This window comes from Pseudomonas sp. FP2254 (genome assembly GCF_030687695.1).
In the GTDB taxonomy this organism is placed as follows: Bacteria; Pseudomonadota; Gammaproteobacteria; order Pseudomonadales; family Pseudomonadaceae; genus Aquipseudomonas; species Aquipseudomonas quebecensis.
Genome location: NZ_CP117444.1, coordinates 2248142 through 2271535 on the forward strand (window position 1 = coordinate 2248142; position 23394 = coordinate 2271535).

The window sequence follows — 23394 nt, forward strand, 5'->3', positions numbered from 1 at the left end:
GCGCGAGGGGAATTGTACGGGCGTGCTCGGTTGAACGTTTCAGCGTCTATGCTGGTCCACTGACCTCAACGTCAGATCACACAGGTGAACGAAATGGCCAAGACTTACAGCTACGCCGCTCGGGACTCCAAGGACTCGCTCAAGCCCTTTACCTTCGAGCGCCGCACCCCAGGGGCGGATGACGTACAAATCGACATTCTGTATTGCGGCGTCTGCCACTCCGATTTGCATACCGCGCGCAACGAGTGGAACAACACCCTTTATCCATCGGTGCCGGGGCATGAAATCGTCGGCCGCGTAACGGCGGTGGGCGCCAATGTGAAGAAATTCAAGGTCGGCGACCTGGCCGGCGTCGGTTGCATGGTCGACAGTTGCCAGCACTGCGCGTCATGTGCCGAGGGCGAAGAGCAGTACTGCGAGAACGGCTTTACCGGCACCTACAACGGCCCGGTGTTCGGCGGTGAAAACACCTACGGCGGGTATTCGGACAACATCGTAGTCAAGGAAAAGTTCGTGCTGCGCATCTCCCACGATGACAGCAACCTGGCCGCGGTGGCGCCGCTGCTGTGCGCCGGCATCACCACCTATTCGCCGCTGCATCACTGGAAGGTCGGGCCGGGCAAGAAAGTCGGCGTAGTCGGCCTTGGCGGCCTGGGCCATATGGCGGTGAAAATCGCCCATGCCATGGGCGCCCATGTGACCTTGTTCACCACCTCGCCCAACAAGCGCGAAGACGGCCTGCGCCTGGGCGCCGACCAGGTCGTGGTGTCAAAGAACCCGGATGAAATGGCCAAGGTTGCCAACAGCCTGGATTTCATCCTCAACACGGTCGCCGCGCCCCACGACCTGGATGCCTTTCTCAACCTGCTCAAGCGCGACGGCACCATGACCCTGGTCGGTGCCCCCGACAGTCCGCACCCATCGCCCACGGTATTCAACCTGATCTTCAAGCGCCGCAGCCTGGCTGGTTCGCTGATCGGCGGCATCCAGGAGACCCAGGATATGCTGGACTTCTGCGCCAGACACGGGATCGTCTCGGACGTGGAAATGATCGACATCCAGGGCATCAATGAAGCCTACGAGCGCATGCTCAAGGGCGACGTGAAGTACCGCTTCGTGATCGATATGGACAGCTTGAAGAAAGAAAGCCACGCGGCCTGACGCCGGGCGGTGTGAGGGTGGCTTTGTCAGGCGTTGCATCGTTGCGCCAACTGCGCCAGGCTTGCGGGCCTCGACTGCTGCGTTGGAGCGACCTGCGATGCGGGCCACCCGTTTGACCCTGATCTGCCATGCCGTCACGCCCCTGCAAAAGCAGGGGCGCTTTGCCGATGACGAATCGGTAGCGATGGACTGGCAGGGCGCCGCGCTGTCACTGGCCGCTCGTTACCAGCCAGGCGCGCGGCTGCTGAGCGGGCCGGAGGCGCGGACCCGGCAAACGGCGCGGTTGTTCGGCGCCCATGCCGAGATCGACGAGGCGCTGCGCGACATTGACCTGGGCCAATGGCGGGGGCGCGATATCCGCACACTTGACGCTGCCGCGCTGGACCGCTGGCGCGCCGACAGCGCCAGTTCGCCCCACGGTGGCGAGTCGGTCGATCAGCTCTGCGCCCGTGTCGCGTTGTGGGTGAAGTCTCTTGAGTGCCAGCCGGGCCATAGCGTGGCGATCACTCATCCTTTTGTGATCCGTGCGGCGATGCTGTGCGTCATGCAGTTTCCGGCGGCGATGTTCTACCGCATAGACGTGGAGCCGCTGTCCGCCGTCGAGTTGCGCTTCAACCAGGTGTGGCGCCTGCGCCTGGAAACTCACGCTTGAGTGGGTGAACATGGCAAAATCCACGCCCCGCACTGAGAGCACCCCATGAAACGCATCCTGATCATCGGCATTGGCGCCGGCAACCCTGACTACATCACGATGCAGGCCGTAAAGGCGCTGAACCGCACCGACGTGTTTTTCCTGATGGATAAGGGCCAAAGCAAAGACAAGTTGATCGACCTGCGCCGCGAGATCTGCCAGACCTACATCACCAAGCCCGGCTACCGCTTTGTCGAGGCCGATTGCCCCGAGCGCGTGCGCGGCGATATCGACTACACCACCGCCGTGCAAGACCTCAACCGCGACAAGCAAGCCACCTTCGAACGCATGATCAACGAGGAAATGGCTGACGGCGAAGTCGGTGCGTTCCTGGCCTGGGGCGACCCGGCGTTGTACGACAGCACCATTCGCATCCTGCAGGCGATCCTGGCCAGTGGCCGTTGCGTGTTTGAATTCGAAGTGATCCCCGGCATCACCAGCGTGCAGGCCCTGGCGGCCCAGCATAAGGTCGCGTTGAATCGCATCGGCAAGTCTGTCGAGATCACCACCGGGCGCCGTCTGGCGGCAGGGCAGGCCAGCGACGCCGATACCCTGGTGGTGATGCTGGATGCTGAAGATTCCTACCGCAGCGTGGCCGATCAAGACCTGGAGATCTACTGGGGCGCTTATTTGGGCACGCCGGATGAAATACTGATCAGCGGCAAGGTCGCCGAAGTCGCGGACGATATCCAGCGCGTACGCAAGGCGGCGCGCCAGGCCAATGGCTGGATCATGGATACTTATTTGCTGCGCAAACCCTGAGGTAACGCCTGATGTTCAAATGGTTCGCTCTGACGCTGACACTGGTGGCGGGTGCCGCGCATGCCGATACTGCGTTGCACACTGATTTGCCGCTGGCCTACCTGGAGCAGGCCCGGAGCGAGTCGCGTAACCAGCCGCTGGTGATCTTCCTGCATGGGTTCGGCAGCGACGAGCAAGACTTGTTCGGCATCAAGGACGCGCTGCCGTCGACCTGGACCTACCTGTCCGCACGCGCCCCGATGCCGGTGGCGCCCAGCGGTTACCGCTGGTTCACCAAGACCCCGGGGGATGGCGAATACGACGGCGAGCCCGCCGACCTGCAGCGCAGCGCCGGGTTGATCAAAGACTTTGTGAGTCAGGCCACCACCAAATACCACACCCGCAGTGACCGGGTGTTCCTGGTCGGGTTCAGCCAGGGCGCGATCATGACGTACGAAGTAGCGTTGCGTGACCCGCAACTCGTACGGGGCATCGCGGCGTTGAGCGGCAGTGTTTTGCCGGCGCTCAAGGCCGAGCTGAAACCGGATCCGCGCTTGAATCAGCTGGCGATCTTTATCGGCCACGGCACCCTGGATCAGGCGCTGCCGTACGCATCGGCGACGCGGGCGAACGAGGTGTTGAGTGGGTTGGGGCTTGAACCGACGTTTCATGGCTATCCGGGGATGCCGCATACCATCAGCGAAGCAGAAGTGCAGGACATTAAGGTTTGGTTGGAAGACAGCCTGAAGTAATGCCTGATCCAACTTTTGGGGCGCAATTCACACCGCCATCGGGAGCAAGCCCACTCCCACGGTAGACCGGAAATGTGGGAGGGGGCTTGCCCCCGATGGGTCGATACTCATCTTCTGCACAACTAGCGAGTCGGGTTATTTGCCGCCGGTAATCTGCTTGACCAGCGCCGCGTGACCCTTGACATCGTCCGCCCGCGAGATGGCCTGGATCACCAGCAAGTGATTGCCTGAACCGCCAAGGAACGTGGAGTTAAGCGTCTTGCCGCCGCCCTGGGTGGCGGTGCTGTCGACCTGGCGCAGGCCGAGGCCCTTGAAGGTGAGTTTTTTCTCGCTCAGTTTCTTGAAGTCGGGCAGGGCGGCGCTCTGATCCTTGACGAAACCGGCCACGGCGCCATCAAGGAACTGCGGGTCGTTGTCCTGGACGTCGATGCCATCGTTGCGCACGGTTTCGGCGACGATCACCACACTTTTGCTGGTCTGGTTGGCGTACATCGTGCCTTGGGTGACACCGGTGCCGTCCTGGGCCTTGTCGACCGGCAGGGTGTCGGCGACGTAGGCCTTGGGCAGCGTGAAGTTGAATTTGCCGCCCAGGGTGGAGATGGTTTGCGTGGTCGGCTTGGCGGCGGCGAATACGCTGCCGGCGGTAAGCGCAAGGGCCAGCAGGATGGCGGTCTTGGTGAAGGTGGCCATGAAGCGCTCCAGGGATAAACGAAATTGCGCCGTATTCTGTCAGAAATTTCGCAATATCGTTCATCCCTTACCTCACACCTTGTCGGACTCTTCCTCAAGTCGGTCCATCTCAAACAACCGCGCCAGCTCCGCCCGAGCTTCCTGGGCGGTCTGCATCACTTTGGCGGCGTCGTCGTACACCGCGTGTTGGGCGGCGAGCACTTGCTGGTCGTGGTTCTTGAAGCGCGTGATGCGTGCATCGGCCTGAGCCTGGCTGAGCCCCAGGCCGACCAGGGCGCGGCGGCTCATTTCCAGGCTGGAGTAGAAGGTCTCGCGCACCGGCGAGGCGTCCAGGTCCACCAGGCGATGGACGTGCTGACGGTTTCGGGCGCGGGCGATGATCTTCATGTGCGGGTAGAGGTTGCGTACCAGCTCGGCGGTCTTGATGTTGATCTCCGGGTCATCCATGGCGATCACGAAGAATTCGGCCTGATCCACCTTGGCCGCGTGCAGGATTTCCGGGCGCTGCGGGTCGCCGTAAAACACCGGCATGCCGCCGAAGCTGCGGGTCAGCTCGATGGTTTCCACCGAAGTATCGAGGGCAATGAAGGAGATGTTCTGCGCACGCAGGATACGGGCCACGATCTGGCCCATGCGGCCCATGCCGGCGATCACCACGCGCGGCGCGTCGCTTTCGATGGCGCGGTACTCTTCGGGCACTTCCACCGGTTTGACCTTGGGCCTGAACAGCTTCGGGCACACCAGTAACAAGAGCGGCGTGACAGCCATGGACAAGGTGATGGTCAGCACCAGCACATCGTAGAGGTGCGGCTCGAACAGGCCTTGGTCGCGGCCGATCTTGAACACCACGAACGCGAACTCACCGCCGGCCGCCAGCACCACGCCCAGGCGCAGGGCGCTTTCGCGATTGAGATCGCCCACCAGCCGACCGACTGCGTAAAGCAGCGGCAATTTCAGACCGATCAACAGCAGGGTCAGCCCGATCACGATCAACGGCGAACTGAGCAGCAGGCCGAGGTTGGCGCCCATGCCCACGCTGATAAAGAACAGCCCCAGCAGCAGGCCCTTGAACGGTTCGATCTGCGCTTCCAGTTCGTGGCGGTATTCCGAGTCCGCCAGCAGCAGGCCGGCGAGGAACGCGCCGAGGGCCATCGACACGCCCGCCAGCTCCATCAGCCACGCGGTGCCGATCACCACCAGCAGCGCGGTGGCGGTGGACACTTCGCGCAAGCCGGTCTTGGCGACGATGCGAAACACCGGCCGCAGCAGATAGCGTCCGCCGATGATTACCACGGCGATGCTGCCCAGGATCTGCAACACATGCTGCAGGCCCTGAGCTTCGGTAGTGGGGTGATCGCTGCCGGCCAGCAGCGGCACCATGGCGATCAGAGGGATCGCGGCGATGTCCTGGAACAGCAGGATCGCGAAAGCCAGGCGACCGTGGGGCTGGTTCAGCTCCTTGCGTTCGGCCAGGCTCTGCAGGCCGAACGCCGTGGACGACAGCGCCAGGCCCAGGCCCAGCACGATTGCGCTGTTCCATGGCTGGCCAAATAGCCACAGTGCCACCACGCCCATCACCAGGCCGGTCAACAGCACCTGAGCCAGGCCTACGCCGAACACCGCCTTGCGCATCACCCATAACCGCTTGGGCGACAGTTCCAGGCCGATGATAAACAGCAGCAGCACCACCCCCAGTTCCGAAAACTGCGCCACGCTTTGCGGATTGCCGATCAGGCCCAGTACCGACGGGCCGATGATCACCCCGGCGAACAGATAGCCCAACACCGCGCCCAACTGCAGGCGCTTGGCCAGGGGCACGGTGAGCACGGCCGCCAGCAGAAACACCACGGCCGCTTGTAACAGGTTGCCTTCATGGGGCATTGCGAACTCCAAAATCTTCAAAGCCAATCAACAGGCGGGTATTAGAGCGCTTTTTACAGGATGAGAATTGTGTTTTTGCTGCGTGGCAGGTCGCGATCTTCCCCGATGGGCAGGTGAAAATCGATAACTTCGCCGGTTGAGCGTTTTGCCATCGCCCGCCTGTCTCGGGCTTATGCGTTGAGGCCGAGCATCATGCCTTTACCTGGAGACTGCCACGCCGGTCAGGATTCACCTTGCCGTCGCTCACAGTTTGTTACTATCGGCGTCCCTCGTTACCCGGAGTCCTTGCCCATGCAGCACCAGTGGGATGATATGCACCGCACCCGCAAGCCCACGTTTCTGCTGTGCGGCGAACCCCAGGGCGAGGTGCTCAATCTCTACGTGCATGGGTATTCGGCATTCTTCAACCGGCAGCAATTGGGCAATTTCAAGCAGCAGTTGGCCGGTATCGAAGGCTCGACCAACCTGATGCTGTTCTGGCCGGCGGGGCATTTTCTGGAAAACCTGTTCGCGCCATTCAAGGACGTGATCGCGGCCATGCTCGGCGGCGGCAGCCTGGGCGCGGCGACGGTTGGGGTGGGTAAGGCAATCGCCTATTTCCTCGACCACTACAAAAGTGTCGAAGCGCGGGTCGATGAAGTGGCCAAGACCTTGCTGCCCGAATTGACCCGCTACCTGCGGCAGGAGTCGCTGCCGGTGCGACGTATCAACCTGATCGGCCATTCCCTGGGTGCACGGATTCTGGTCAAGAGCCTGCTGGCCAACCCCGGCACCGCCCGCCAATTGCCGCTGGACAACCTGCTGCTGATGGGCGGGGCGATCTGCACGTCGAGCCCGTGGGAAGAGGTGTCGGCCCTGCTGAGCGGCCGGGTGATCAACTGTCATTCCAGCAAGGACTGGGCCCTGGCGATAAAACCGGACACCGAGCGATGCATCGGCCGCTATCCGATCCCGGTCACGCCGGCGCTCAAGGCCAAGGTCTGTAATGTGCACCTGGCCACCTTCGATCACGCGGCCTATTGGCCGCAATTGCAGACGGTGGTGCAGTACACCGACCTGCTGCACGAGCGGCGCGGCATGATCCGCGCCGACCAGCGCAGCAGCGAGGTGCGGTTTGCCGAGGAGGACGTGGATCTGTTTGCGGCCCTGGTGCAGGCGCGGCCGGAGGAATTGAAGTTTCTGGCCGAGCTGATGGCGCAAAAACGCAGTGCCTCGATCGACCCCACCGTGCGTGAACCGCTCAAGCTGACCATCGCGTTGCAACGCATGGGCGGTGACAGCTTGATGAACCTCGCCCGTGGTCACGGCGTCACCTACCGGCAGATCGCCGAAGATGTGGCGCGGCGATTGGGCCTCACATTTGACGCGCCGCTCGAAAACCTGGCGTTGATAGACCTTGAGGCTCTGATCGCGGAAAAACTGATCGAGCAGTACAAGGGCAAACTCAGCAACGCCGACCGGCTGGTGTTCGATGCGGAACTCCAGGTGGCCGCGCAGAAAGAGCAGGGCGTCTTCCGTCGTTTCGACAAGGGGCGTTCGGCCACCGCAGCGTTGAGCGGCACTGCGCTGGCCGGGTTGACCGGTTTTATCCTGCGCCGTGGCGCCGCCTCGGCGATCCCGGTGGTGGGCCAGGCGTTGGCTGCCGCGATGTTGCTGGTGACCGGAGTGCGGGCGTTTTCCGGCCCGGCGTATTCAGTCACCACCCTGGCGGTGCTGGTGATCGGCGCGATTCGCCAGCGTATGGAGCGTGAGGCGCTGAACCAGGAAATGGACTTGGTGGTGCAGGTGGTGGAAGCCTTTGACCTGCCACGGGAGACGGTGATGCGCACGGTTGCATCCGACTGATAAGCTGCGTGCCTGTCGAGTGTGTTTGCCTGGGATATCGCGTGAAATTCAGCCTGCCAAAAATCGCTACCGCCCCGTTCTGCCCGCCGGAAGTGGCCGGCTCCGTCATCGTTGACCCCAAGGCCTCGTTCTTCAAGCGCGCCCTGATGTTCGCCGGTCCCGGCCTGTTGATTTCCATCGGCTATATGGACCCGGGCAACTGGGCCACGGCCATCGAAGCCGGTTCGCGTTACGGCTACAGCCTGTTGTTCGTGGTGTTGCTGGCCAGCCTGGCGGGCATGGCGGTGCAGTGCCTATGTTCGCGGTTGGGCATCGCCACCGGCAAGGATCTTGCGCAACTGTGCCGCGAACGCTACAGCCGACGCTCGGCGCGCACCCAGTGGGTGCTGGCGGAAATTTCCATCATCGCCACCGACCTCGCCGAAGTGCTGGGCTGCGCCCTGGCGTTTCATTTGCTGCTGGGGGTGTCGCTGACCACCGGCATTGTGATCACCGCGTTCGACACCTTACTGGTCCTGGCCCTGCAAAATCGTGGTTTCCGTCGCCTGGAAGCGATCATGCTGGCGTTGGTGGCGACCATTGGTGTGTGTTTCTTTGTCGAGCTGGTGCTGATCAAGCCCCATTGGCCCGAGGTGTTCAGCGGCTTTGCGCCGTCACTGTCGGCCATCAGCGATGCGGCGCCGCTGTACTTGGCCATCGGCATCCTGGGCGCCACAGTGATGCCCCATAACCTCTATCTGCACAGTTCCGTGGTGCAAACCCGCCTGATCGGTAAGGACCTCGCCAGCAAACAGGACGCGGTGAAACTGGCGCGCATCGACACCATCGGCTCCCTGGCCCTGGCCCTGCTGGTGAACGCCGCGATTCTGGTACTGGCTGCCGCTGCGTTTCACCAGACCGGCCATACCGATGTGGTGGAAATCCAGGACGCCTATCACCTGCTTGACCCTCTGGTCGGCGGCGCCTTCGCCAGCGTTCTGTTTGGCATCGCCCTGCTGGCGTCGGGCCAAAGTTCAACCTTTACCGGCACCATCGCCGGGCAGGTGATCATGGAGGGCTACCTCAACCTGCGGATTCCCTGCTGGCAACGTCGCCTGATCACTCGCGGGCTGGCGCTGATCCCGGCGTTTGTCGGCGTGTGGCTGATGGGCGATGAGGCGATCGGCAAGCTGCTGGTGCTCAGCCAGGTGGTGCTCAGCCTGCAATTGCCGTTTGCGCTGTATCCGTTGATTCGTATGACCGGTGATAAACAACTGATGGGGCCGTTTGTGAACCGGCTGCCGACGCGTTTGCTGGCGTGGATGTTGTTCGCCCTGATCAGTGGCGCCAACGCGTGGTTGATTGGACAGTGGTTGTTTTGAGTCAGCGATCCCAATACGGCACTGTGCCAAAACACTCCACAAAGTAATCGATCACCGTACGCACCTTCAGCGACAAACGCCGGCTGCCCGGCCACAACGCCGCGATCTGCTGGGGCTCCAGTGTGGTCGCTACGTCGTAGTCGGTCAGCACCGCCTGCAAGGTGCCGGCGCGCAGGCTGTCGCCAATCAGCCAGGAGGGAAACACCACCAGCCCCAGGCCTTGTTCGGCGGCGTGGGTCAGGGTGTCGGCGTGGTTGCCGGTGATGGGGCCTTTGACACTGTAGGGCGTCCAATCGCCCTGGGCGCGGCGGAAGAACCAGCGTTGCTGGCCGGTGACGCCTTTATAGGCCAGGCACTGGTGTGCGGCCAGTTCGTCCGGGTGACGGGGTGTGCCATGTCGGGCCAGATAAGCGGGGCTGGCGGCGATGCGAAAGCGTTGCGGCGCGAAAATGCGCGCCTGCATGCTGGAATCGTTGAGCACGCCGATGCGAAACAGCAGGTCGGTACCGTCCTGTAATGGGTCGACGTAGGTGTCGGTTTGCTGGATATCCAGTTGCAGCTTCGGGTAGCGCCGACATAACTCGCCAAGCCACGGCGACAAGTGGCGCTGGCCGAACACCATCGGCGCGTTAATGCGCACCAGGCCGCTGGGTTCGCTGTCCTGCTCCTGCAGGGCCTGGCCAGCGGCTTCCAATTGCTCCAGCATCAGGCGCGCGTGCCGTCCGAGCAGGCGCCCGGCCTCGGTGGGGCTGACCGCGCGAGTGTGGCGATACAGCAACTGTTGCCCGAGGGCGTGCTCCATCAACTGGATCTGGCGCGAAATCGAAGAGGGCGCCAAACCTTCGCGGCGCGCTACTTCGGAAAAGCTGCCGTAGTCCAGCACCGCCACAAACAGGCGCAACGCCTTGAAACTCAATTCATTCAAACCCTGCATTACGGCTCCATGCTGTGCGCATTGCGCAAAGGTGTTGTCCGCATGCTGCCATTTATCGCACAGCACAGCTACCGGATAATGCGCGCCATTCTTCCAACGTTGAAACGCAGGTGATGTATGCAGGCAAGTTCCATTGAGGGCGTGGCGCAGGCCAGGCCGAAAAGAAATCTGTTGCGCTTGCTGCTGTTGCCGCTGGTGATCCTGGCCGGCATGGGTTTATCGGTGGAAGCCGGTCTGCTTGGGCCGCTGGGGGTTCAGGTGGGGCATTTGTGGGCGACCTTGAGCATTTTCGGCGTGGGTTCGGCGATTCTGTTCCTGTTGCTGTTATTCAGCGGTCCGCAAAAGGGTCCGGCGCTCACCGATTTGCCGCGCTGGCAGTTGATCGGCGGGTTCCTGGGGCCGATGTATGTGGTGGTGCTGACCCTTGCCACGCCGCACATCGGCATTGCGATGACGATGATCGCGATCCTGTCCGGGCAAGTGGGCAAGAGCGTGCTGATTGACCATTTCGGCTGGTTCGGCACGGCGCGCAAGCGGGTTAATGGCGAGCGCTGGATCGCGCTGGCGTTGATTGTGGCGGCACTTGTTCTGATTGCACGAGGGTAAGGCGATGAATCTGATTTTTTTACTGATAGTGGTGATTGCCGCCGGCGCGGTTCTCAGCGTGCAGGCGGCGATCAATGGCCGCCTGGGGCAGACAGTCGGCGTGCTGCGCAGCAGCCTGTTGACCTTCGCGGTCGGTGCATTGACCACCGCGCTGTTGATTTTCTTCTTTGAGCCGGCCCAAGCCGTAAGCCTGCTGGACGTGCCCAAGTGGCAACTGACCGGGGCGTTGTTCGGGGTGGTGTACATGATGGTGATGGTGGGCGCGGTGCCGGTGGTCGGCACGGCGGTGGCCACCGTGGCGGTGATCGTCGGGCAGTTGGGCATGGGCATGCTGATCGATAATTTCGGCTGGTTGGGCAACCCGGCCATCGAATTGTCGGGCAGTCGCCTGGTGGCCATGGTGTGCCTGGCCCTGGCGCTGGTATTCATGTACCGCAGCAATACGCGCAGCGACTGAAGGTTTGAACGATCGGCGCGGGCTCGCAGTCAGTGCTAAAGGTGCCGGCGCTCGCCGCACCTTGACGACCATGAACGAGGAGTCTGACCATGCCAGATCAAACCTGTGCCTGCCCGCACTGCAAATGTGTACTGGGCGTCGATGCGGTAATGAAGGACGGTAAGGGTTATTGCTGCCCGGGCTGTGCCGAGCACCACGCTCATGGCGAGCCGTGTGCTTCAGCCACGGGATGCGAGTGCGCCAAGTCGGCTAAAAGCTGAGGTAGGGCAAGCGCGGGCGTTGTGGCGGGCAGGCCGGCCCGCCACACGCTTCTTCAGTACGGGTTACTGCGCTTCAAGCTGCAGTTGCAGGCTCTGGTCGGCCAGGCGCCGGCTGTCTCTGACGACCGCACTGGTACGTCGGCCTTGCAGCGCAAACACTACGGTCTGTGCATCCTGCAAATCTTCCGGCAGCGGTTGGAACACCTTGAGCACCAGCCGCTCGGACGTGTGCTCCAGGCTCACTTGACATTCGGCCTGCTTGGCCAACGGCCCGAACAAGGTGTTCTGGGTATAGTCGATGTGTGCCTTGCCAGTGACGTGTTCGGGTAAAGCCATGCTGTTTTCTCCTCTTTCATGCCTGCGCGCGTGCGTCCGAGCGGCGCCATTGCACGTTCTGGATGCCGTACTTTTCGGCCTGGGCCGGGCTGGTCTTTTTCACCTGCTCGCGTGCGAAGCGCCCAATACGGCCGACGCCCGCGTCGCAACTGGCCCAATGCCAGGCTTCCAGAGTGTCGAGTTTTTCCAGACGAATAATGAATGACTTGGCTTCGCCATGAAGGGTGTAGTCGATTACAAACAGTTTTGCGTTAGTCATGGGGCCATCGTCCCTGGTGGTATAAGCAAGTGATCCCCGGCGGCGCTGAAAATTCACTCGGATTGTCGAGCGGTGCTCATTACCATGGCCGCTCATCCACCCAAGACGACCGCCCATGGCCCTGGCAGCGCCCCCCGACCTGACCGATCCCGCCGTCCCCGTGCAGCCCCTGGCGCGCACGTATCCGCGCGGGCTTTACATCGAGCCCCATCGCCATGACTGGGGCCAGTTGCTCTACGCCATGAGCGGCGTGATGTGGGTTGAAACCCCGCGCGAGGCCCTGGTGGTACCGCCCCAGCGCGCGGTCTGGCTGCCGCCGGGGGTGGAACACGGGATTCGCGTGGTGTCGGATTTGCAGATGCGCAACATCTACCTGCGCCCGGCACTGGCGGCCACGCTGGATGCCGAGGTGCAGGTGATCGATGTCGGTGGGCTGCTGCGCGAGCTGATCGTCACGCTGGTGGAGCAGGGCGACAGCGGCGATGGCGCCTACTACGACGCGGTGGTCGGCCTGGCCCTGCTGGAGTTGCACCGTGCGCGCCGCTCGTCGATCCGCATCGCCATGCCGGTGGGCGCCGACCGCCGGCTGATGAACGCGTGTCAGGCGGTGATGGCGGCGCCGTCCCTGGCGATCCCGTTCGAGCAGCATGCCGAAGCGGCCGGTGCCAGCGTGCGCACCCTGGCGCGGCTGTTCCAGGGTCACCTGGGCATGGGTTTCGCCGAATGGCGGCGCCAGGTGCAATTGGCCACGGCGGTGGCGGCGCTGATCCAGGGCCAGTCGGTCAGTGGCATTGCCCGCGCACTGGGTTATTCGCCGAGCAGTTTCAGCGACATGTTCCGCCGCGAGCTGGGGGTAGCACCGTCGCAGTACGTGGGTTGAAGGGTTGGCCGATATCCTGAAGCTCTTGGCCGATGTCGGCGCGGCGCGCTGCCTAGACTGGCGCTCTCAACTGACACGGCGTAACCCCCATGGATTATCTGATTTCCCTGGCCATTGGCCTGCTGGTCGGCGTGCTCTACGGCGCCCTGGATTTTCGCTCGCCCGCACCGCCGGCCATCGCCCTGGTGGGCCTGATGGGCATGCTGCTCGGCGAAAAACTCTGGCCCATGGGCCGGCAACTGGTCAGCGGCTGGCTGTCCTGAACCCTTTTTTTCTGCGGGAGAGCACGCATGAACGCATTGCAATTTTCCACCACCGGCGACCTCGCCGCGCTGCGCCTGGTTGACGTCCCCACGCCGGTTCCGGCCTTGGGTGAAGTGCTGGTGCAGATCAAAGCCGCCGGCCTTAACCCCAGCGACGTCAAGAACGTGCTCGGGCGTTTCCCCTACACCACGTTGCCGCGTATTCCCGGCCGCGACTTTGCCGGCGTGGTGGTGCAGGGCCCCCAGGCACTGCTCGGCCAGGAAGTGTGGGGCACCGGTCGGGACCTGGGCTTCTTCGCCGACGGCTCCCATGCGCAGTACCTGACCGTCTCGGCCAAGGGCGTGGCGCGCAAACCCGCGCAATTGAGCTTTGCCCAGGCGGCCAGCCTCGGGGTGCCGTACACCACTGCATGGGATGCCTTGGAGCGCAGCGGTGTGGGCAGCGGCACGCGGTTGCTGGTGATCGGTGCCAATGGCGCGGTGGGCAGCGCGGCCCTGGCTCTCGCGAAAATCCGCGGTGCCCAGGTGCTGGCGGCGGTACGCCGCGCTGAGCAGGTCGAGTCGTTACAGGCCGAGGGTTTCGCCGCGATTGCCCTGGGCCAGCCTGAAACGCTGGGCGCGCAGGTGCATGAGGTGTTCGCCGGCGGTGCGGATGTGATCTTCGACACCACCGGCTTCTGGTTGCCGGCGGCCGTGGCGGGGCTGGCGGCGTTCGGGCGCATCGCGATCATCGCCGCACCGGTGGACGGGCACGTGCAATTGCCGGCCCTGGCGCTGTATCGCAAGGGCGGCTCGGTGGTGGGCATCAACTCATTGCTCTATGACTGCGAACAATGCGCGGCGATGCTGGAGCAGTTCGGGCGTTTCTTCGATGAAGGTTCGCTGCCGCTGCCGACTGGCCTGCGCGAGGTGGCGCTGGCCGAAGGGGTCGGGTGTTATGAAACGGTGAACCAGGGCAGCGCGGATAAAATCATTCTGGTGCCCTGATAGGTGCAGAGGGGCGCCTGCTCAGCACGGCAAGCGCCCCGTCGCAAGCCTAATGGTCTCAGGCGTCCGGCACCCCGTTCTCCCACGCCGACCAGTTGTTCAGGATCGCCAGCACCAACGGGTTGCCCGTGCGATACAGGTTCTCCAGCGCCGGTACGAAGCCGCCCTGATCGGCGTACTTGAGCAGGTTATCCACTTCGCTGTAGCCAGGGTAAGGACGGTCGAAGTCCGAGCCGGCGCGCACCACCGCCAGGCGCTGGATATCCACCAGACCTTCGCGGCTGGCGCGCAGCAGGGCTTCGTAGGTGGAATTGTCTTCCTGTTGAGTGGTGCAGTACTCGCCTTTATTGTCGGTCAGCAGCTTGGTCCATACCTCGGCGCGCTCGCTCAGCCGCGTGCCGGAGAACCAGGTATTGCCGGCCAGCGTGTCACAGCGAGTGACCCGCGGCGGCTGGTTGGCGGGCGCGGCGGGGTAGTGTTTGCGCCAGGCGGCCGACTCCTTGCTTTCGCTGAGTTCGACCTGGTGCGACAAAGCGAAGGCCTTGGCCTGCAATTTGGGGTTGAGCTCGAACACCTCGGTTTTGTAGTCCAGCGGCGGTTTCTCGTTGGGCCCCTTGGTGTTGATGCCCAGGTAACCGGTCGGCCATTGCTTGGGCACATCCCGCGAATCCAACTCCCACTGCGTGCCGAACTCCACCAGATAGTGAGCCCACGCAGCGGTGCCGAGGGTGCCGTGCTTGGGGCTGATACCGGCGATGCCCGCGACCAGAAAGTAGCTCTGGCGCAGATCGAACTGCGGTGACAACGCCAGGGCCAGGGTGGATGCGGCGGCATTAGTCTGGCCCATGCCGGTGACCAGCAGGCACACGTCCTGGGTGTTGCAGCGGATTACCGGGTACTCGGCGGACAGGCCCGGCACGCGCACTTCCTGCTTGAGCGCCAGGCGGTCTATCCAGGTTTGCGCCTCGGGGGCGAACATGGTGACCAGCATTACCTTGGGCTTGATCGGCGCCTGTGCCAGCGCCACGTGGGGCAGCAGGGCGAGGCTGATGGCAATCGAAAGACGGTTGAATGCGTTCATCTGTTGCTCCTTGATCAGAATTGGTAGCCCACGCCGGCGTAGTAACCCCAGCCGTCGGAGCGCGCGCGGAAGTTGCCGTCGCCGAAATTCAACTCGCTGCCGTCTTCCCAGTTGCCGCCGTTGTGAAAGTAACGGCCAACCAGAGTGAAGCGCAGGTGCGTGAACGAATACAGCAGCACGTTGGTCGCGACCAGGGCGTTGGCGGTACGCGCCGGGTTGTCCTTGTGCAGGTCCGAGCCAAAATCGTAGTTGGTGAAGCCGATGTAGGTCAGCGAGGCACCGTTGTCGAACTTGCCGATAGGCACGATGTACTTCATCTGTGCACGGTAGCCATCCCAGGAATACTCGTTGCTCGCCCCGTAGTTTTCCCACTGGTAGCGTCCATAGAAGTTGGCCGACAGGTTGACCCGCGAGTGGGTCTCGATGTCGGTGCCCAGGCCGCTGTACAGCGTATTGGCGCGGTTTTCCTTGTTGCTGCCGTGATCGTAGATCCAGTCGAACGCCACGTACCATTCCTTGAATGGCCCGATGGCCAGGCTGCGTCCGGCCAGGTAGTCGATGGAAATGCGCGGTTCATGCTCCATGAACACCGGCGAGCCATGGTCCCACACGCCTTTGTCATTGCTGTTACCGATGGTGAGGATCTTCGGCACATCGATATAGCCGTACAGCTCGAACGGGCCCTTGCGACCGAAATACTCGTATTCCAGGTAGACATCGTCCTGTGGCTTGGGGCCGAAACTGATGTCTTTGCTGCCGATCAGCGTCAGGTCCTGGTTGAACCACTCCGACAGGTACGCGCCTTTCTTCGGCGGGCTGGCTTCGGGGGCGAGGGTTTCGCCCTGTGCTGAGTCATCGGATGGCGTGGTCTGCGCCAAAATGGGTGCGCTGAGTAGTCCCGTAACGGCGGCCAGTAGCACGGAAACAGCAAAGGGGGCGGGGAGCCTGGAGGTGGGTTGCATTGAAAATCCCTGTTCTTACGCGGTTTAAACCCGATTGCTCGGGCAGCGAGGAGCTTGGCTGGCAAGTTCGTATCGCAAACGTTTGCACAGGATGTACCAACTTCGTTTACAGGACTGAAATGGCTGGAAAATTCAGCCAATAGTCGACCCATTGATCAACATTGGCTGGGTGTCATTTTGTGCTGCGGTTGAACAGGTGAATCGCCGTCTCGCGTCGATATTCGCTCGGCGTCTGCTGCATCTCGATGCGAAAGTGTCGGTTGAAATTCGACAGGTTGGCGTAGCCCACTTCAAAGCAGATATCCGCCACCGACATCTGGCTGTGCAGCAGCAAGCGGCAAGCGCGCTGCACCCGGAATTTGCGCATCAAGTCGATAAACCCATGGCCGGTGTTGCGCTTGAAGAAACGTGAAAACCCCGGCTCGCTCATGTCCAGCTGGCGGGCGATCTCCGACAGGCGCACATCGCCGGTCAGTTCGCGCATCAGGTAGTCGAACGCCTTGTTGATGCGCTCGGCACTGCGCGCATCCAGGGTGGGGGCGTAGCACGGGCTGGCCAGGGCCTGGGCCTGCGAGGGCGGGGCGTTCTTGAGGGTGTCGAGCAGCTGCAGGAACAGGATCAGCCGCTGCAGGCCCTGGGCGCGACCAATGTCTTCCAGCAGGCTCGCGGCCCGCACGGCGGTGTCGCCGCTGAAAGCCAGGCCGCGCCGCGCCTGTTCGAACAAGCGCTGCACGTCGCCGAGTTCCGGCAGGGTATTGCGCAGAGCGAGCAGGGCGGCGCCGTCGAATTGCAGCACCACGTCACGGCCGGCCAGGTACTCGCCGGGGGCGAGGTCGCCGATCCAGTCGTGGGGCAGGTCGGGGCCGATCAGTGCGACGTGCCCGGCGCTGAACGCGCCAATGTAGTCGCCCGCCACCAGCTTGCCGCTGCCCTGGCGGATCAGGTGGATCTCAAACTCGGGATGGTGGTTCCAGCGTGCCAGGTCATAGGGATAGTCGTGTTCAAACCAGCGAAAGCAGTGGTCGGGCTCGGGCAGGATTACTTCGCGCTCGGCAGGGCGGTGTTCGAACAGAGCGGCGCGGCTGACGGGCATGGCGATGCCTCTTGTCGTTGTGGGAACGCCTAAAAATACGCCGCTGAGCACCCGCGCGCTACCCGCGCTTGCGCCCGCCGCCGATACTTTTTTGCAGCGTTGCCAAGGGTTAAAAAAGTACCAGCGGCGCATCCGCCACGGGTTTGTGAGGGCGTAACCAAGCTGCTGTAATCGGCGCTCAACAACAAAAACAACAGGTGGAAACCGTCATGCTCCTAACCTGCAAAACCACGCTTGCACACGTGCTGTTCGGGCTTACCGGTCTGGCCTTGGCTTTGCCCAGCCAGGCCGCCGACACCGTGACCATCGCCACGGTCAATAACAGCGACATGATCCGCATGCAACGCCTGTCCAAGGTGTTCGAGCAACAGCACCCGGACATCAAGCTCAACTGGGTGGTCCTCGAAGAAAACGTCCTGCGCCAGCGCCTCACCACCGACATCGCCACCCAGGGCGGGCAGTTCGATGTGCTGACCATCGGCACTTACGAGACGCCGCTGTGGGGCGCCAAGCAGTGGCTGGAGCCGCTGACGCAACTGCCGGCCGATTACGACGCCGACGATATCTTCCCGTCGGTGCGCCAGGGCCTGTCGGTCAACAACACCCTGTACGCCTTGCCGTTCTACGGCGAAAGCACCGTAACCTACTACCGCACCGACCTGTTCCAGCAGGCCGGCCTGAGCATGCCCGCGCACCCGACCTGGAGCCAGCTTGGCGAATTCGCCGCCAAACTCACCGTCAAGGACAAGGGCCAATACGGTATGTGTTTGCGCGGCAAGGCCGGTTGGGGCGAAAACGTCGCGTTGCTCAGCACCCTGGCCAACGCATTCGGGGCGCGCTGGTTCGACGAACAGTGGAAGCCTGAGCTGACCAGCCCCGAGTGGACGGCGGCGGCCAACTTCTACGTCAACACCCTCAAGCAATACGGCCCGCCGGGGGTGTCCAGCAACGGCTTCAACGAAACCCTGGCGCTGTTCAACAGCGGCAAGTGCGCGATCTGGGTCGATGCCAGCGTGGCCGGCTCGTTCACGACCGATAAGAGCCAGAGTAAAGTCGCTGACAGCGTCGGCTTTGCCGCGGCCCCGACCGAAGTCACCGACAAAGGCTCCTCCTGGTTGTACGCCTGGTCGCTGGCAATCCCGGCCACCTCCAGGCACAAGGATGCCGCCAAGGCCTTTATCGCCTGGGCCACGTCCAAGGACTACATCCAACTGGTCGCCGACAAAGAAGGCATCACCAACGTACCGCCGGGCACACGCCAGTCCACCTATAGCGCGGCATACCTCAAGGCTGCACCGTTTGCCCAGGTGACGCTGGAGATGATGCGCCATGCCGACCCTGCGCACCCATCGCTCAAACCGGTGCCGTATGTGGGCATCCAGTACGTGACCATCCCCGAGTTCCAGGCCATCGGCACCTCGGTCGGCAAGTTGTTCTCGGCCGCGCTCACGGGCGGCATGTCGGTCGATCAGGCCCTGCAGCAGGCGCAGACCAGCACCGAGCGCGAGATGAAGCGCGCCGGCTATCCCAAATAATCCTCAGGACATCACCATGAAACGACTCGACGGTAAGAGCGCGCTGATCACCGGATCGGCGCGAGGCATCGGCCGTGCCTTTGCCCAGGCGTACATCGCAGAAGGCGCCACGGTGGCCATCGCCGATATCAACCTGCAAAAGGCTCGTGAAACCGCCGCCGAACTGGGGCCCCAGGCCTACGCGGTAGCGATGGATGTGACCGACCAAGGCTCCATCGACGCCGCGATCGATGCGGTGGTGGCCCATGCCGGCAAATTGGACATCCTGGTCAACAACGCGGCGTTGTTCGACCTGGCGCCCATCGTCGACATCACCCGCGAAAGCTTCGAACGGCTGTTCTCGATCAACGTCGGCGGCACGCTGTTCACCTTGCAGGCCGCTGCGCGGCAGATGATCCGCCAGGGCCACGGCGGCAAGATCATCAACATGGCCAGCCAGGCCGGTCGACGCGGCGAGCCGCTGGTGGCGGTGTACTGCGCGACCAAGGCGGCGGTGATCAGCCTGACCCAATCAGCGGGATTGAACTTGATCAAACAGGGCATCAACGTCAACGCCATCGCCCCCGGCGTGGTGGACGGCGAGCACTGGGACGGCGTGGACGCGCTGTTCGCCCGGCATGAAGGCCTGGCGCCGGGCGAGAAGAAAAAACGCGTAGGGGCCGAGGTGCCGTTCGGGCGCATGGGCACCGCGCAGGACCTCACCGGCATGGCGATCTTCCTGGCGTCCAAGGAAGCTGACTACGTGGTGGCCCAGACCTACAACGTCGACGGCGGTAACTGGATGAACTGAGCCCTGCCGGGCAGCAAGGCTACTCGGCAAAACTGCGATCGAAAAAATACACCGACCCAGGCTTCAGCTGTTCCAGCGTGGCCTGGGGCCGGCCGCCTTCACCCGGCTTCTTACGCCCGGTCTCGCGCAGGTATCCCGCCTCGGTCAGCTTCAGTAGACGCTGACGAATACTGGTCTTGAGCACCGGCCTGCCCAACACCAGGGAAAAGATCGACGTCGCTTGCGGCGCGCTGAATTCATGCCCGAGGAACATCAACGGCAAGCTGCTGTATAACGACTTGGACAAGAGCCGCTCGAGCACGGCTGCAACGATCAGGTTGTGATCGAACGGCAGCCTGATCCTGCCATCCGCCACGGCATTCAACGAGAACCAGCCCTGACGCTCGCCCAGGCTCACTTCCTGCGCCACGATTGCCAGGTAATACGTCGACGACGACCAGCAGCGCGGGTCGCGGAAGGCATCGCCCACCGTGCCGACCTGTTCGCACCAGGCCAGCTCCAGGCCGACCTTGTCACTGGCGCGCAATCGCTCCACCGCATCCTTGAGGCTCAGATCTTGCACGCCGCCATTGACCACCACCCCCGGCAATGCCCAGTGACCGGCGAACGGTTGCGCATCGCGCTGGTTGAGCAGCAGTTTGAGTTCTCCCGAGGCGCGGCAGTAAAACAGCACGCACAGATCGACGGTGTGCAGGTACGGGCTCAGTGACATGGGACATCCTTCCTAACAACGATGGGTACAGTCTAACGGATCGAAGCGATATGTCATGTACTCGCGTTGGCACATATAAATAAATGTTTCTTGCTTTGAAAGTACATGACGTGTACTTTTGTTTCCAGGCCACAGGAGAAACGCCATGACCCTTTCGAAAACTGCCATTGCTTCATTCGACGTCGATGCCCAGAAGAGCTTTACGCCGCTGTGCCCCAACGAGTTGCCTGTGGCAGGCGGTGACCGGATCGGCGCCGAACTCAACTACATGGCCAGCCTGGCCGGGCACCGCATCGGCAGTAAAGACGCGCACACCCCCAACGCTCCGTGGGTGGTCCGGGAGCAGGCCGAGATGATGCAGGCCACCGGCCTGGTCCACGCCGATCTCACCTGGGTCAGCCACTGCGTGCCGGGCACCGAAGGGTTTACGTTGCTCGACGAATTGCCCACTCCCTATGACTACGATTACTTCGTCTGGAAAGGCGTCGAGCCTGACCTGCACCCCTACGGCGCCTGCTACCACGATCTGCACGACAAACTGTCCACCGGCGTCATCGAGTATTTGAAAGCCCACGGTGTGCTGCGAGTCATCGTCGGTGGCCTGGCCCTGGACTTCTGCGTCAAGACCACTGCCTTGCAACTGCTCAGGGCCGGCCTGGAGGTGGTCCTGCACCTGCCGGCGTGCCGCGGGATCAGCGAGGAGGGCGGCGAGCAGGCCGTCAATGAGTTACTCAAGGCCGGTGCCGCTGTCAGCCGCACCCGCGAAGAACTGGCCGCGATGGCCACGCGTTAAGGAGAGACACCATGGAAAGTGCATACGACTACCAAGCCCCGGTGATCCAGGGCCTGCTCGACACCGATTACTACACCTTCACCATGATGCAGGCGGTGTTGCACCAGCACCCCAACGTCGATGTCGAGTACAACTTCATCGTGCGGTCCAAGGAAAAACTCGGCCACCTGATCCCTGAACTGCGCGCCGAGCTTGAGAAACTCGCCGACCTGCAGATGCGCGAGGGCGAGCTGCGCTTTCTGTTCAACCCGCGCTTTCGCGAGTACCTCTCCCCGGATTACGAGCGCTTCCTCGGGCTGTTCCGCTTCAACCTGCGTTATATCCACGTCAGCGAAGTGGACGGCCAGCTCAACGTCCGCGTGATCGGCCCGATGCTGCACTGCATCATGTTCGAACAACCGGTGCTGGCGCTGGTCAGCGAACTGCGCAATCGCGATAAATACCCCGACGTGACCCTCGAAGACGTCACCCGCAAGCTCTATCAGAAATTCGACTGGCTGGAGAAAAACCTCAGTCGCGACGAACTTGCCGATTTGCGCGTCTCGGACTTTTCGACCCGCCGGCGCCTGTCGTTCAAGGCCCAGCGCGAAGTGGTCGACATCATGCGCCGCGATTTCCCCGGCCAGTTCATCGGTACCAGCAACGCACACCTGGCCTATGAGTTCGACTTGCCGCTGATCGGCACCATGGCTCACCAGTGGCTGATGGTGCACCAGCAACTGGGGCGCCTGCGCGAGAGCCAGAACGCCGCCCTGGAAAACTGGGTGCGTGAATACCGGGGACGCCTCGGTGTCGCCCTGACCGATTGCATCAGTACCGATTTCTTCCTCAAGGATTTCGACCTGTACTTCGCCAAACTCTACGACGGGCTGCGCCAGGACTCCGGTGACCCCATTGTGTGGGCCGACAAAGTGCTGGCCAGATACAAGGAACTCGGCATCGACCCGATGACCAAAGACCTTATGTTTTCCGATGGGCTGAACTTCGAAAAATGCGTGCCGATCCTGCGCCACATTCGTGGCAAGGCACGGTTCGGTTTCGGCATGGGCACCAGCCTGGCGTGCGATGTGGACGGCGTGGAGCCGCTGAGCATCGTGATGAAACTGGTGCGGGTCCATGGCGAACCGGTGGTGAAGTTCTCCGATGACCCGGTGAAAAACGTCTGCGAAGACGCCTCGTTTTTGCAGTACGCCGCGCAAGTCTTCAACGTTGGCAAAGTGGAGGTGTGACATGCAAACCCAGGACCGCATCGCTCAGGAACTGAACATCAACCGCGCGCTGGGCCAGGGCGGCGAGCCCCAGGAAATCCAGCGGCGCATCGATTTCATCAAACACACGCTGCGCCAGTCCGGCTGCACAGCGCTGGTGCTGGGCATCAGCGGCGGTGTCGACTCGCTGGTCGCCGGCCGCTTGTGTCAGCTGGCCGCCGAGCAACTGCGTGACGATGGCTATGCCGCGCGTTTTATCGCCATGCGCCTGCCTTACAAGAGCCAAGCCGATGAACACGATGCCCAGGCCTCCCTGGACTTTATCCAGCCGGACCAGATCGACACGCTGAACATCGCCGCCAGTGTCGACGGCTTGATGGCCAGCCTGGAGGCCAGCGAAGCCAGCGCCGCTCAGGTGGATTTCATCAAAGGCAACGTCAAGGCCCGCGCCCGCATGATCGCGCAGTACGCCGTGGCTAACCTGCACAACGGGCTGGTGGTGGGCACCGACCATGGCGCCGAAGCGCTGATGGGGTTCTTTACCAAATTCGGCGACGGCGCCTGCGACCTGGCGCCGCTGTCCGGTCTGACCAAGACCCAGGTACGCCTGCTCGGCACCGCGCTGGGCGCGCCGGCCAACCTGGTCAAAAAAGCCCCCACCGCCGACCTCGAAGAACTGGCGCCGGGCAAACTCGACGAAGTGGCTTACGGCTGCACCTACGACGATATCGATGCCTACCTGATGGGCGAACCCGTCAGCGAGCAGGTACGCACGATAGTGGAGAACGCCTACCACAAGACCGCACACAAACGCGCGCTGCCCATCGTTCCCGTCTAACCTCGCACCCTGTCCGGGACGAGTGGGCTTGCTTATGGTGAACAGGCTCGCAGGTGGTGAGCGAGCCCGCTCACCACGAGAACCTCATCTTCTCAGGCTATGTTTCACCGAAGATGTGCAGCCACCAACCCTGACCACGATGCGAAGCGAGCCGCACTTGCTCTCGCTTTTGCTTTTGATCTCAGGCGCCCCGTTAACCACGCTGGCCGGAATTCGGCATTGATTTGGGGGGTAAACCGGCAGGGATGCCGGTTTAGCCGCCCCGCGCCATGGATGGC

Annotated in this window: 26 protein-coding genes; 17 read left to right on the forward strand and 9 right to left on the reverse strand. The window is 62.6% G+C overall.

Annotated features, from left to right (window positions below):
* The first annotated feature begins 93 nt into the window (after positions 1-93).
* The 4 genes from PSH94_RS10475 to PSH94_RS10490 all read left to right on the forward strand — a co-directional run bounded on the left by PSH94_RS10475 (position 94) and on the right by PSH94_RS10490 (position 3345).
* Positions 94-1161 carry an NAD(P)-dependent alcohol dehydrogenase gene (locus tag PSH94_RS10475; RefSeq protein WP_181077004.1) on the forward strand — a complete coding sequence of 356 codons (1068 nt, stop codon included), beginning with the start codon at positions 94-96 and terminating at the stop codon, positions 1159-1161.
* A gap of 97 nt (positions 1162-1258) precedes the next feature.
* Complete coding sequence (locus tag PSH94_RS10480; protein WP_305437390.1) at positions 1259-1813, forward strand: histidine phosphatase family protein; 555 nt, start codon at positions 1259-1261, stop codon at positions 1811-1813.
* 45 nt (positions 1814-1858) lie between these two features.
* Positions 1859-2614 carry a precorrin-6A synthase (deacetylating) gene (gene cobF / locus PSH94_RS10485; protein WP_253506724.1) on the forward strand — a complete coding sequence of 252 codons (756 nt, stop codon included), beginning with the start codon at positions 1859-1861 and terminating at the stop codon, positions 2612-2614.
* Between the two features lie 11 nt (positions 2615-2625).
* Positions 2626-3345 carry an alpha/beta hydrolase gene (locus tag PSH94_RS10490; RefSeq protein WP_181077010.1) on the forward strand — a complete coding sequence of 240 codons (720 nt, stop codon included), beginning with the start codon at positions 2626-2628 and terminating at the stop codon, positions 3343-3345.
* Positions 3346-3480: 135 nt separating this feature from the next.
* On the opposite strand, the gene PSH94_RS10495 is transcribed toward PSH94_RS10490, so the two are convergent.
* Positions 3481-4035 carry a hypothetical protein gene (locus PSH94_RS10495; RefSeq protein ID WP_305437391.1) on the reverse strand — a complete coding sequence of 185 codons (555 nt, stop codon included), beginning with the start codon at positions 4033-4035 and terminating at the stop codon, positions 3481-3483.
* Between the two features lie 72 nt (positions 4036-4107).
* Complete coding sequence (locus PSH94_RS10500) at positions 4108-5916, reverse strand: monovalent cation:proton antiporter-2 (CPA2) family protein (RefSeq protein WP_305437392.1); 1809 nt, start codon at positions 5914-5916, stop codon at positions 4108-4110.
* A 291-nt stretch (positions 5917-6207) separates the two neighbouring features.
* Here PSH94_RS10500 and PSH94_RS10505 point away from each other — a divergent pair, with 291 nt between their 5' ends.
* Together PSH94_RS10505 and PSH94_RS10510 are read left to right on the forward strand one after the other, a co-directional pair.
* Entirely contained in the window at positions 6208-7761 is a 1554-nt protein-coding gene (locus PSH94_RS10505; RefSeq protein WP_305437394.1) for a DUF726 domain-containing protein, read from the forward strand.
* 41 nt (positions 7762-7802) lie between these two features.
* A complete protein-coding gene (locus tag PSH94_RS10510) occupies positions 7803-9122 on the forward strand; it encodes an Nramp family divalent metal transporter (protein WP_181077018.1) in 1320 nt (439 codons plus the stop codon).
* 1 nt (position 9123) lies between these two features.
* On the opposite strand, the gene PSH94_RS10515 is transcribed toward PSH94_RS10510, so the two are convergent.
* Positions 9124-10056, reverse strand: a complete 933-nt coding sequence (locus PSH94_RS10515; RefSeq protein ID WP_253506739.1) for a LysR family transcriptional regulator — start codon at positions 10054-10056, stop codon at positions 9124-9126.
* Positions 10057-10173: 117 nt separating this feature from the next.
* Between PSH94_RS10515 and PSH94_RS10520 the strand changes: the two genes are divergently transcribed.
* The 3 genes from PSH94_RS10520 (at position 10174) to PSH94_RS10530 (ending at position 11379) form a co-directional block, all read left to right on the forward strand.
* Complete coding sequence (locus PSH94_RS10520) at positions 10174-10662, forward strand: DMT family transporter (RefSeq protein ID WP_181077022.1); 489 nt, start codon at positions 10174-10176, stop codon at positions 10660-10662.
* A 4-nt stretch (positions 10663-10666) separates the two neighbouring features.
* The gene (locus PSH94_RS10525) at positions 10667-11119 is read left to right on the forward strand and encodes a DMT family transporter (RefSeq protein ID WP_181077024.1); all 453 of its coding nucleotides are present in this window, start codon (positions 10667-10669) and stop codon (positions 11117-11119) included.
* Between the two features lie 89 nt (positions 11120-11208).
* Positions 11209-11379 (forward strand): metallothionein, encoded by a 171-nt coding sequence (locus PSH94_RS10530; RefSeq protein ID WP_181077026.1) that lies wholly within the window; start codon positions 11209-11211, stop codon positions 11377-11379.
* 63 nt (positions 11380-11442) lie between these two features.
* On the opposite strand, the gene PSH94_RS10535 is transcribed toward PSH94_RS10530, so the two are convergent.
* Positions 11443-11715, reverse strand: coding sequence for a hypothetical protein (locus PSH94_RS10535; protein ID WP_253506742.1), 273 nt, complete (start codon positions 11713-11715; stop codon positions 11443-11445).
* Between the two features lie 16 nt (positions 11716-11731).
* Positions 11732-11974 carry a DUF6555 family protein gene (locus tag PSH94_RS10540; RefSeq protein WP_181077030.1) on the reverse strand — a complete coding sequence of 81 codons (243 nt, stop codon included), beginning with the start codon at positions 11972-11974 and terminating at the stop codon, positions 11732-11734.
* A 115-nt stretch (positions 11975-12089) separates the two neighbouring features.
* On the opposite strand from PSH94_RS10540, the gene PSH94_RS10545 reads away from it, so the two are divergent.
* The 3 genes from PSH94_RS10545 to PSH94_RS10555 all read left to right on the forward strand — a co-directional run bounded on the left by PSH94_RS10545 (position 12090) and on the right by PSH94_RS10555 (position 14104).
* Positions 12090-12854, forward strand: coding sequence for a helix-turn-helix transcriptional regulator (locus PSH94_RS10545; protein ID WP_305437396.1), 765 nt, complete (start codon positions 12090-12092; stop codon positions 12852-12854).
* Between the two features lie 89 nt (positions 12855-12943).
* Complete coding sequence (locus tag PSH94_RS10550) at positions 12944-13117, forward strand: DUF1427 family protein (RefSeq protein WP_181077033.1); 174 nt, start codon at positions 12944-12946, stop codon at positions 13115-13117.
* A 27-nt stretch (positions 13118-13144) separates the two neighbouring features.
* Positions 13145-14104: a zinc-binding alcohol dehydrogenase family protein gene (locus PSH94_RS10555; protein ID WP_253506748.1), complete on the forward strand. Its 960-nt coding sequence runs from the start codon at positions 13145-13147 to the stop codon at positions 14102-14104.
* 58 nt (positions 14105-14162) lie between these two features.
* On the opposite strand, the gene PSH94_RS10560 is transcribed toward PSH94_RS10555, so the two are convergent.
* The 3 genes from PSH94_RS10560 to PSH94_RS10570 all read right to left on the reverse strand — a co-directional run bounded on the left by PSH94_RS10560 (position 14163) and on the right by PSH94_RS10570 (position 17240).
* Positions 14163-15185, reverse strand: coding sequence for a purine nucleoside permease (locus tag PSH94_RS10560; RefSeq protein ID WP_305437399.1), 1023 nt, complete (start codon positions 15183-15185; stop codon positions 14163-14165).
* Positions 15186-15199: 14 nt separating this feature from the next.
* The gene (locus PSH94_RS10565; RefSeq protein WP_181077039.1) at positions 15200-16147 is read right to left on the reverse strand and encodes a nucleoside-specific channel-forming protein Tsx; all 948 of its coding nucleotides are present in this window, start codon (positions 16145-16147) and stop codon (positions 15200-15202) included.
* A gap of 172 nt (positions 16148-16319) precedes the next feature.
* Complete coding sequence (locus tag PSH94_RS10570; protein WP_305437401.1) at positions 16320-17240, reverse strand: AraC family transcriptional regulator; 921 nt, start codon at positions 17238-17240, stop codon at positions 16320-16322.
* A gap of 209 nt (positions 17241-17449) precedes the next feature.
* Here PSH94_RS10570 and PSH94_RS10575 point away from each other — a divergent pair, with 209 nt between their 5' ends.
* A complete protein-coding gene (locus PSH94_RS10575; RefSeq protein WP_305437403.1) occupies positions 17450-18775 on the forward strand; it encodes a sugar ABC transporter substrate-binding protein in 1326 nt (441 codons plus the stop codon).
* 16 nt (positions 18776-18791) lie between these two features.
* Positions 18792-19565, forward strand: a complete 774-nt coding sequence (locus PSH94_RS10580) for an L-iditol 2-dehydrogenase (RefSeq protein WP_181077044.1) — start codon at positions 18792-18794, stop codon at positions 19563-19565.
* A gap of 19 nt (positions 19566-19584) precedes the next feature.
* Here PSH94_RS10580 and PSH94_RS10585 read toward each other — a convergent pair whose 3' ends face one another.
* The gene (locus PSH94_RS10585; protein WP_266248910.1) at positions 19585-20277 is read right to left on the reverse strand and encodes an NUDIX hydrolase; all 693 of its coding nucleotides are present in this window, start codon (positions 20275-20277) and stop codon (positions 19585-19587) included.
* Between the two features lie 145 nt (positions 20278-20422).
* On the opposite strand from PSH94_RS10585, the gene PSH94_RS10590 reads away from it, so the two are divergent.
* Genes PSH94_RS10590 through nadE form a run of 3 tightly spaced genes read left to right on the forward strand, consistent with a single transcriptional unit; the run spans position 20423 to position 23116 of the window.
* Positions 20423-21070, forward strand: coding sequence for a nicotinamidase (locus PSH94_RS10590; protein ID WP_181077047.1), 648 nt, complete (start codon positions 20423-20425; stop codon positions 21068-21070).
* Between the two features lie 11 nt (positions 21071-21081).
* Positions 21082-22299 carry a nicotinate phosphoribosyltransferase gene (gene pncB / locus PSH94_RS10595; RefSeq protein ID WP_266248914.1) on the forward strand — a complete coding sequence of 406 codons (1218 nt, stop codon included), beginning with the start codon at positions 21082-21084 and terminating at the stop codon, positions 22297-22299.
* A gap of 1 nt (position 22300) precedes the next feature.
* Positions 22301-23116 carry an ammonia-dependent NAD(+) synthetase gene (gene nadE, locus PSH94_RS10600; protein WP_266248915.1) on the forward strand — a complete coding sequence of 272 codons (816 nt, stop codon included), beginning with the start codon at positions 22301-22303 and terminating at the stop codon, positions 23114-23116.
* Positions 23117-23394: the final 278 nt, after the last annotated feature.

What these genes read in the sequence shown, in the direction of transcription:
- PSH94_RS10565 (WP_181077039.1), bottom strand. Translation starts at nt 16,147, where the DNA reads ATGCAACCCACCTCCAGGCTCCCCGCCCCCTTTGCTGTTTCCGTGCTA.
- PSH94_RS10525 (WP_181077024.1), top strand. Translation starts at nt 10,667, where the DNA reads ATGAATCTGATTTTTTTACTGATAGTGGTGATTGCCGCCGGCGCGGTT.
- PSH94_RS10480 (WP_305437390.1), top strand. Translation starts at nt 1,259, where the DNA reads ATGCGGGCCACCCGTTTGACCCTGATCTGCCATGCCGTCACGCCCCTG.
- PSH94_RS10550 (WP_181077033.1), top strand. Translation starts at nt 12,944, where the DNA reads ATGGATTATCTGATTTCCCTGGCCATTGGCCTGCTGGTCGGCGTGCTC.
- PSH94_RS10590 (WP_181077047.1), top strand. Translation starts at nt 20,423, where the DNA reads ATGACCCTTTCGAAAACTGCCATTGCTTCATTCGACGTCGATGCCCAG.
- PSH94_RS10535 (WP_253506742.1), bottom strand. Translation starts at nt 11,715, where the DNA reads ATGGCTTTACCCGAACACGTCACTGGCAAGGCACACATCGACTATACC.
- PSH94_RS10475 (WP_181077004.1), top strand. Translation starts at nt 94, where the DNA reads ATGGCCAAGACTTACAGCTACGCCGCTCGGGACTCCAAGGACTCGCTC.
- PSH94_RS10570 (WP_305437401.1), bottom strand. Translation starts at nt 17,240, where the DNA reads ATGCCCGTCAGCCGCGCCGCTCTGTTCGAACACCGCCCTGCCGAGCGC.
- PSH94_RS10490 (WP_181077010.1), top strand. Translation starts at nt 2,626, where the DNA reads ATGTTCAAATGGTTCGCTCTGACGCTGACACTGGTGGCGGGTGCCGCG.
- PSH94_RS10545 (WP_305437396.1), top strand. Translation starts at nt 12,090, where the DNA reads ATGGCCCTGGCAGCGCCCCCCGACCTGACCGATCCCGCCGTCCCCGTG.
- nadE (WP_266248915.1), top strand. Translation starts at nt 22,301, where the DNA reads ATGCAAACCCAGGACCGCATCGCTCAGGAACTGAACATCAACCGCGCG.
- PSH94_RS10515 (WP_253506739.1), bottom strand. Translation starts at nt 10,056, where the DNA reads ATGCAGGGTTTGAATGAATTGAGTTTCAAGGCGTTGCGCCTGTTTGTG.
- cobF (WP_253506724.1), top strand. Translation starts at nt 1,859, where the DNA reads ATGAAACGCATCCTGATCATCGGCATTGGCGCCGGCAACCCTGACTAC.
- PSH94_RS10555 (WP_253506748.1), top strand. Translation starts at nt 13,145, where the DNA reads ATGAACGCATTGCAATTTTCCACCACCGGCGACCTCGCCGCGCTGCGC.
- PSH94_RS10560 (WP_305437399.1), bottom strand. Translation starts at nt 15,185, where the DNA reads ATGAACGCATTCAACCGTCTTTCGATTGCCATCAGCCTCGCCCTGCTG.
- PSH94_RS10495 (WP_305437391.1), bottom strand. Translation starts at nt 4,035, where the DNA reads ATGGCCACCTTCACCAAGACCGCCATCCTGCTGGCCCTTGCGCTTACC.
- PSH94_RS10530 (WP_181077026.1), top strand. Translation starts at nt 11,209, where the DNA reads ATGCCAGATCAAACCTGTGCCTGCCCGCACTGCAAATGTGTACTGGGC.
- PSH94_RS10540 (WP_181077030.1), bottom strand. Translation starts at nt 11,974, where the DNA reads ATGACTAACGCAAAACTGTTTGTAATCGACTACACCCTTCATGGCGAA.
- PSH94_RS10585 (WP_266248910.1), bottom strand. Translation starts at nt 20,277, where the DNA reads ATGTCACTGAGCCCGTACCTGCACACCGTCGATCTGTGCGTGCTGTTT.
- PSH94_RS10580 (WP_181077044.1), top strand. Translation starts at nt 18,792, where the DNA reads ATGAAACGACTCGACGGTAAGAGCGCGCTGATCACCGGATCGGCGCGA.
- PSH94_RS10575 (WP_305437403.1), top strand. Translation starts at nt 17,450, where the DNA reads ATGCTCCTAACCTGCAAAACCACGCTTGCACACGTGCTGTTCGGGCTT.
- PSH94_RS10520 (WP_181077022.1), top strand. Translation starts at nt 10,174, where the DNA reads ATGCAGGCAAGTTCCATTGAGGGCGTGGCGCAGGCCAGGCCGAAAAGA.
- PSH94_RS10500 (WP_305437392.1), bottom strand. Translation starts at nt 5,916, where the DNA reads ATGCCCCATGAAGGCAACCTGTTACAAGCGGCCGTGGTGTTTCTGCTG.
- pncB (WP_266248914.1), top strand. Translation starts at nt 21,082, where the DNA reads ATGGAAAGTGCATACGACTACCAAGCCCCGGTGATCCAGGGCCTGCTC.
- PSH94_RS10505 (WP_305437394.1), top strand. Translation starts at nt 6,208, where the DNA reads ATGCAGCACCAGTGGGATGATATGCACCGCACCCGCAAGCCCACGTTT.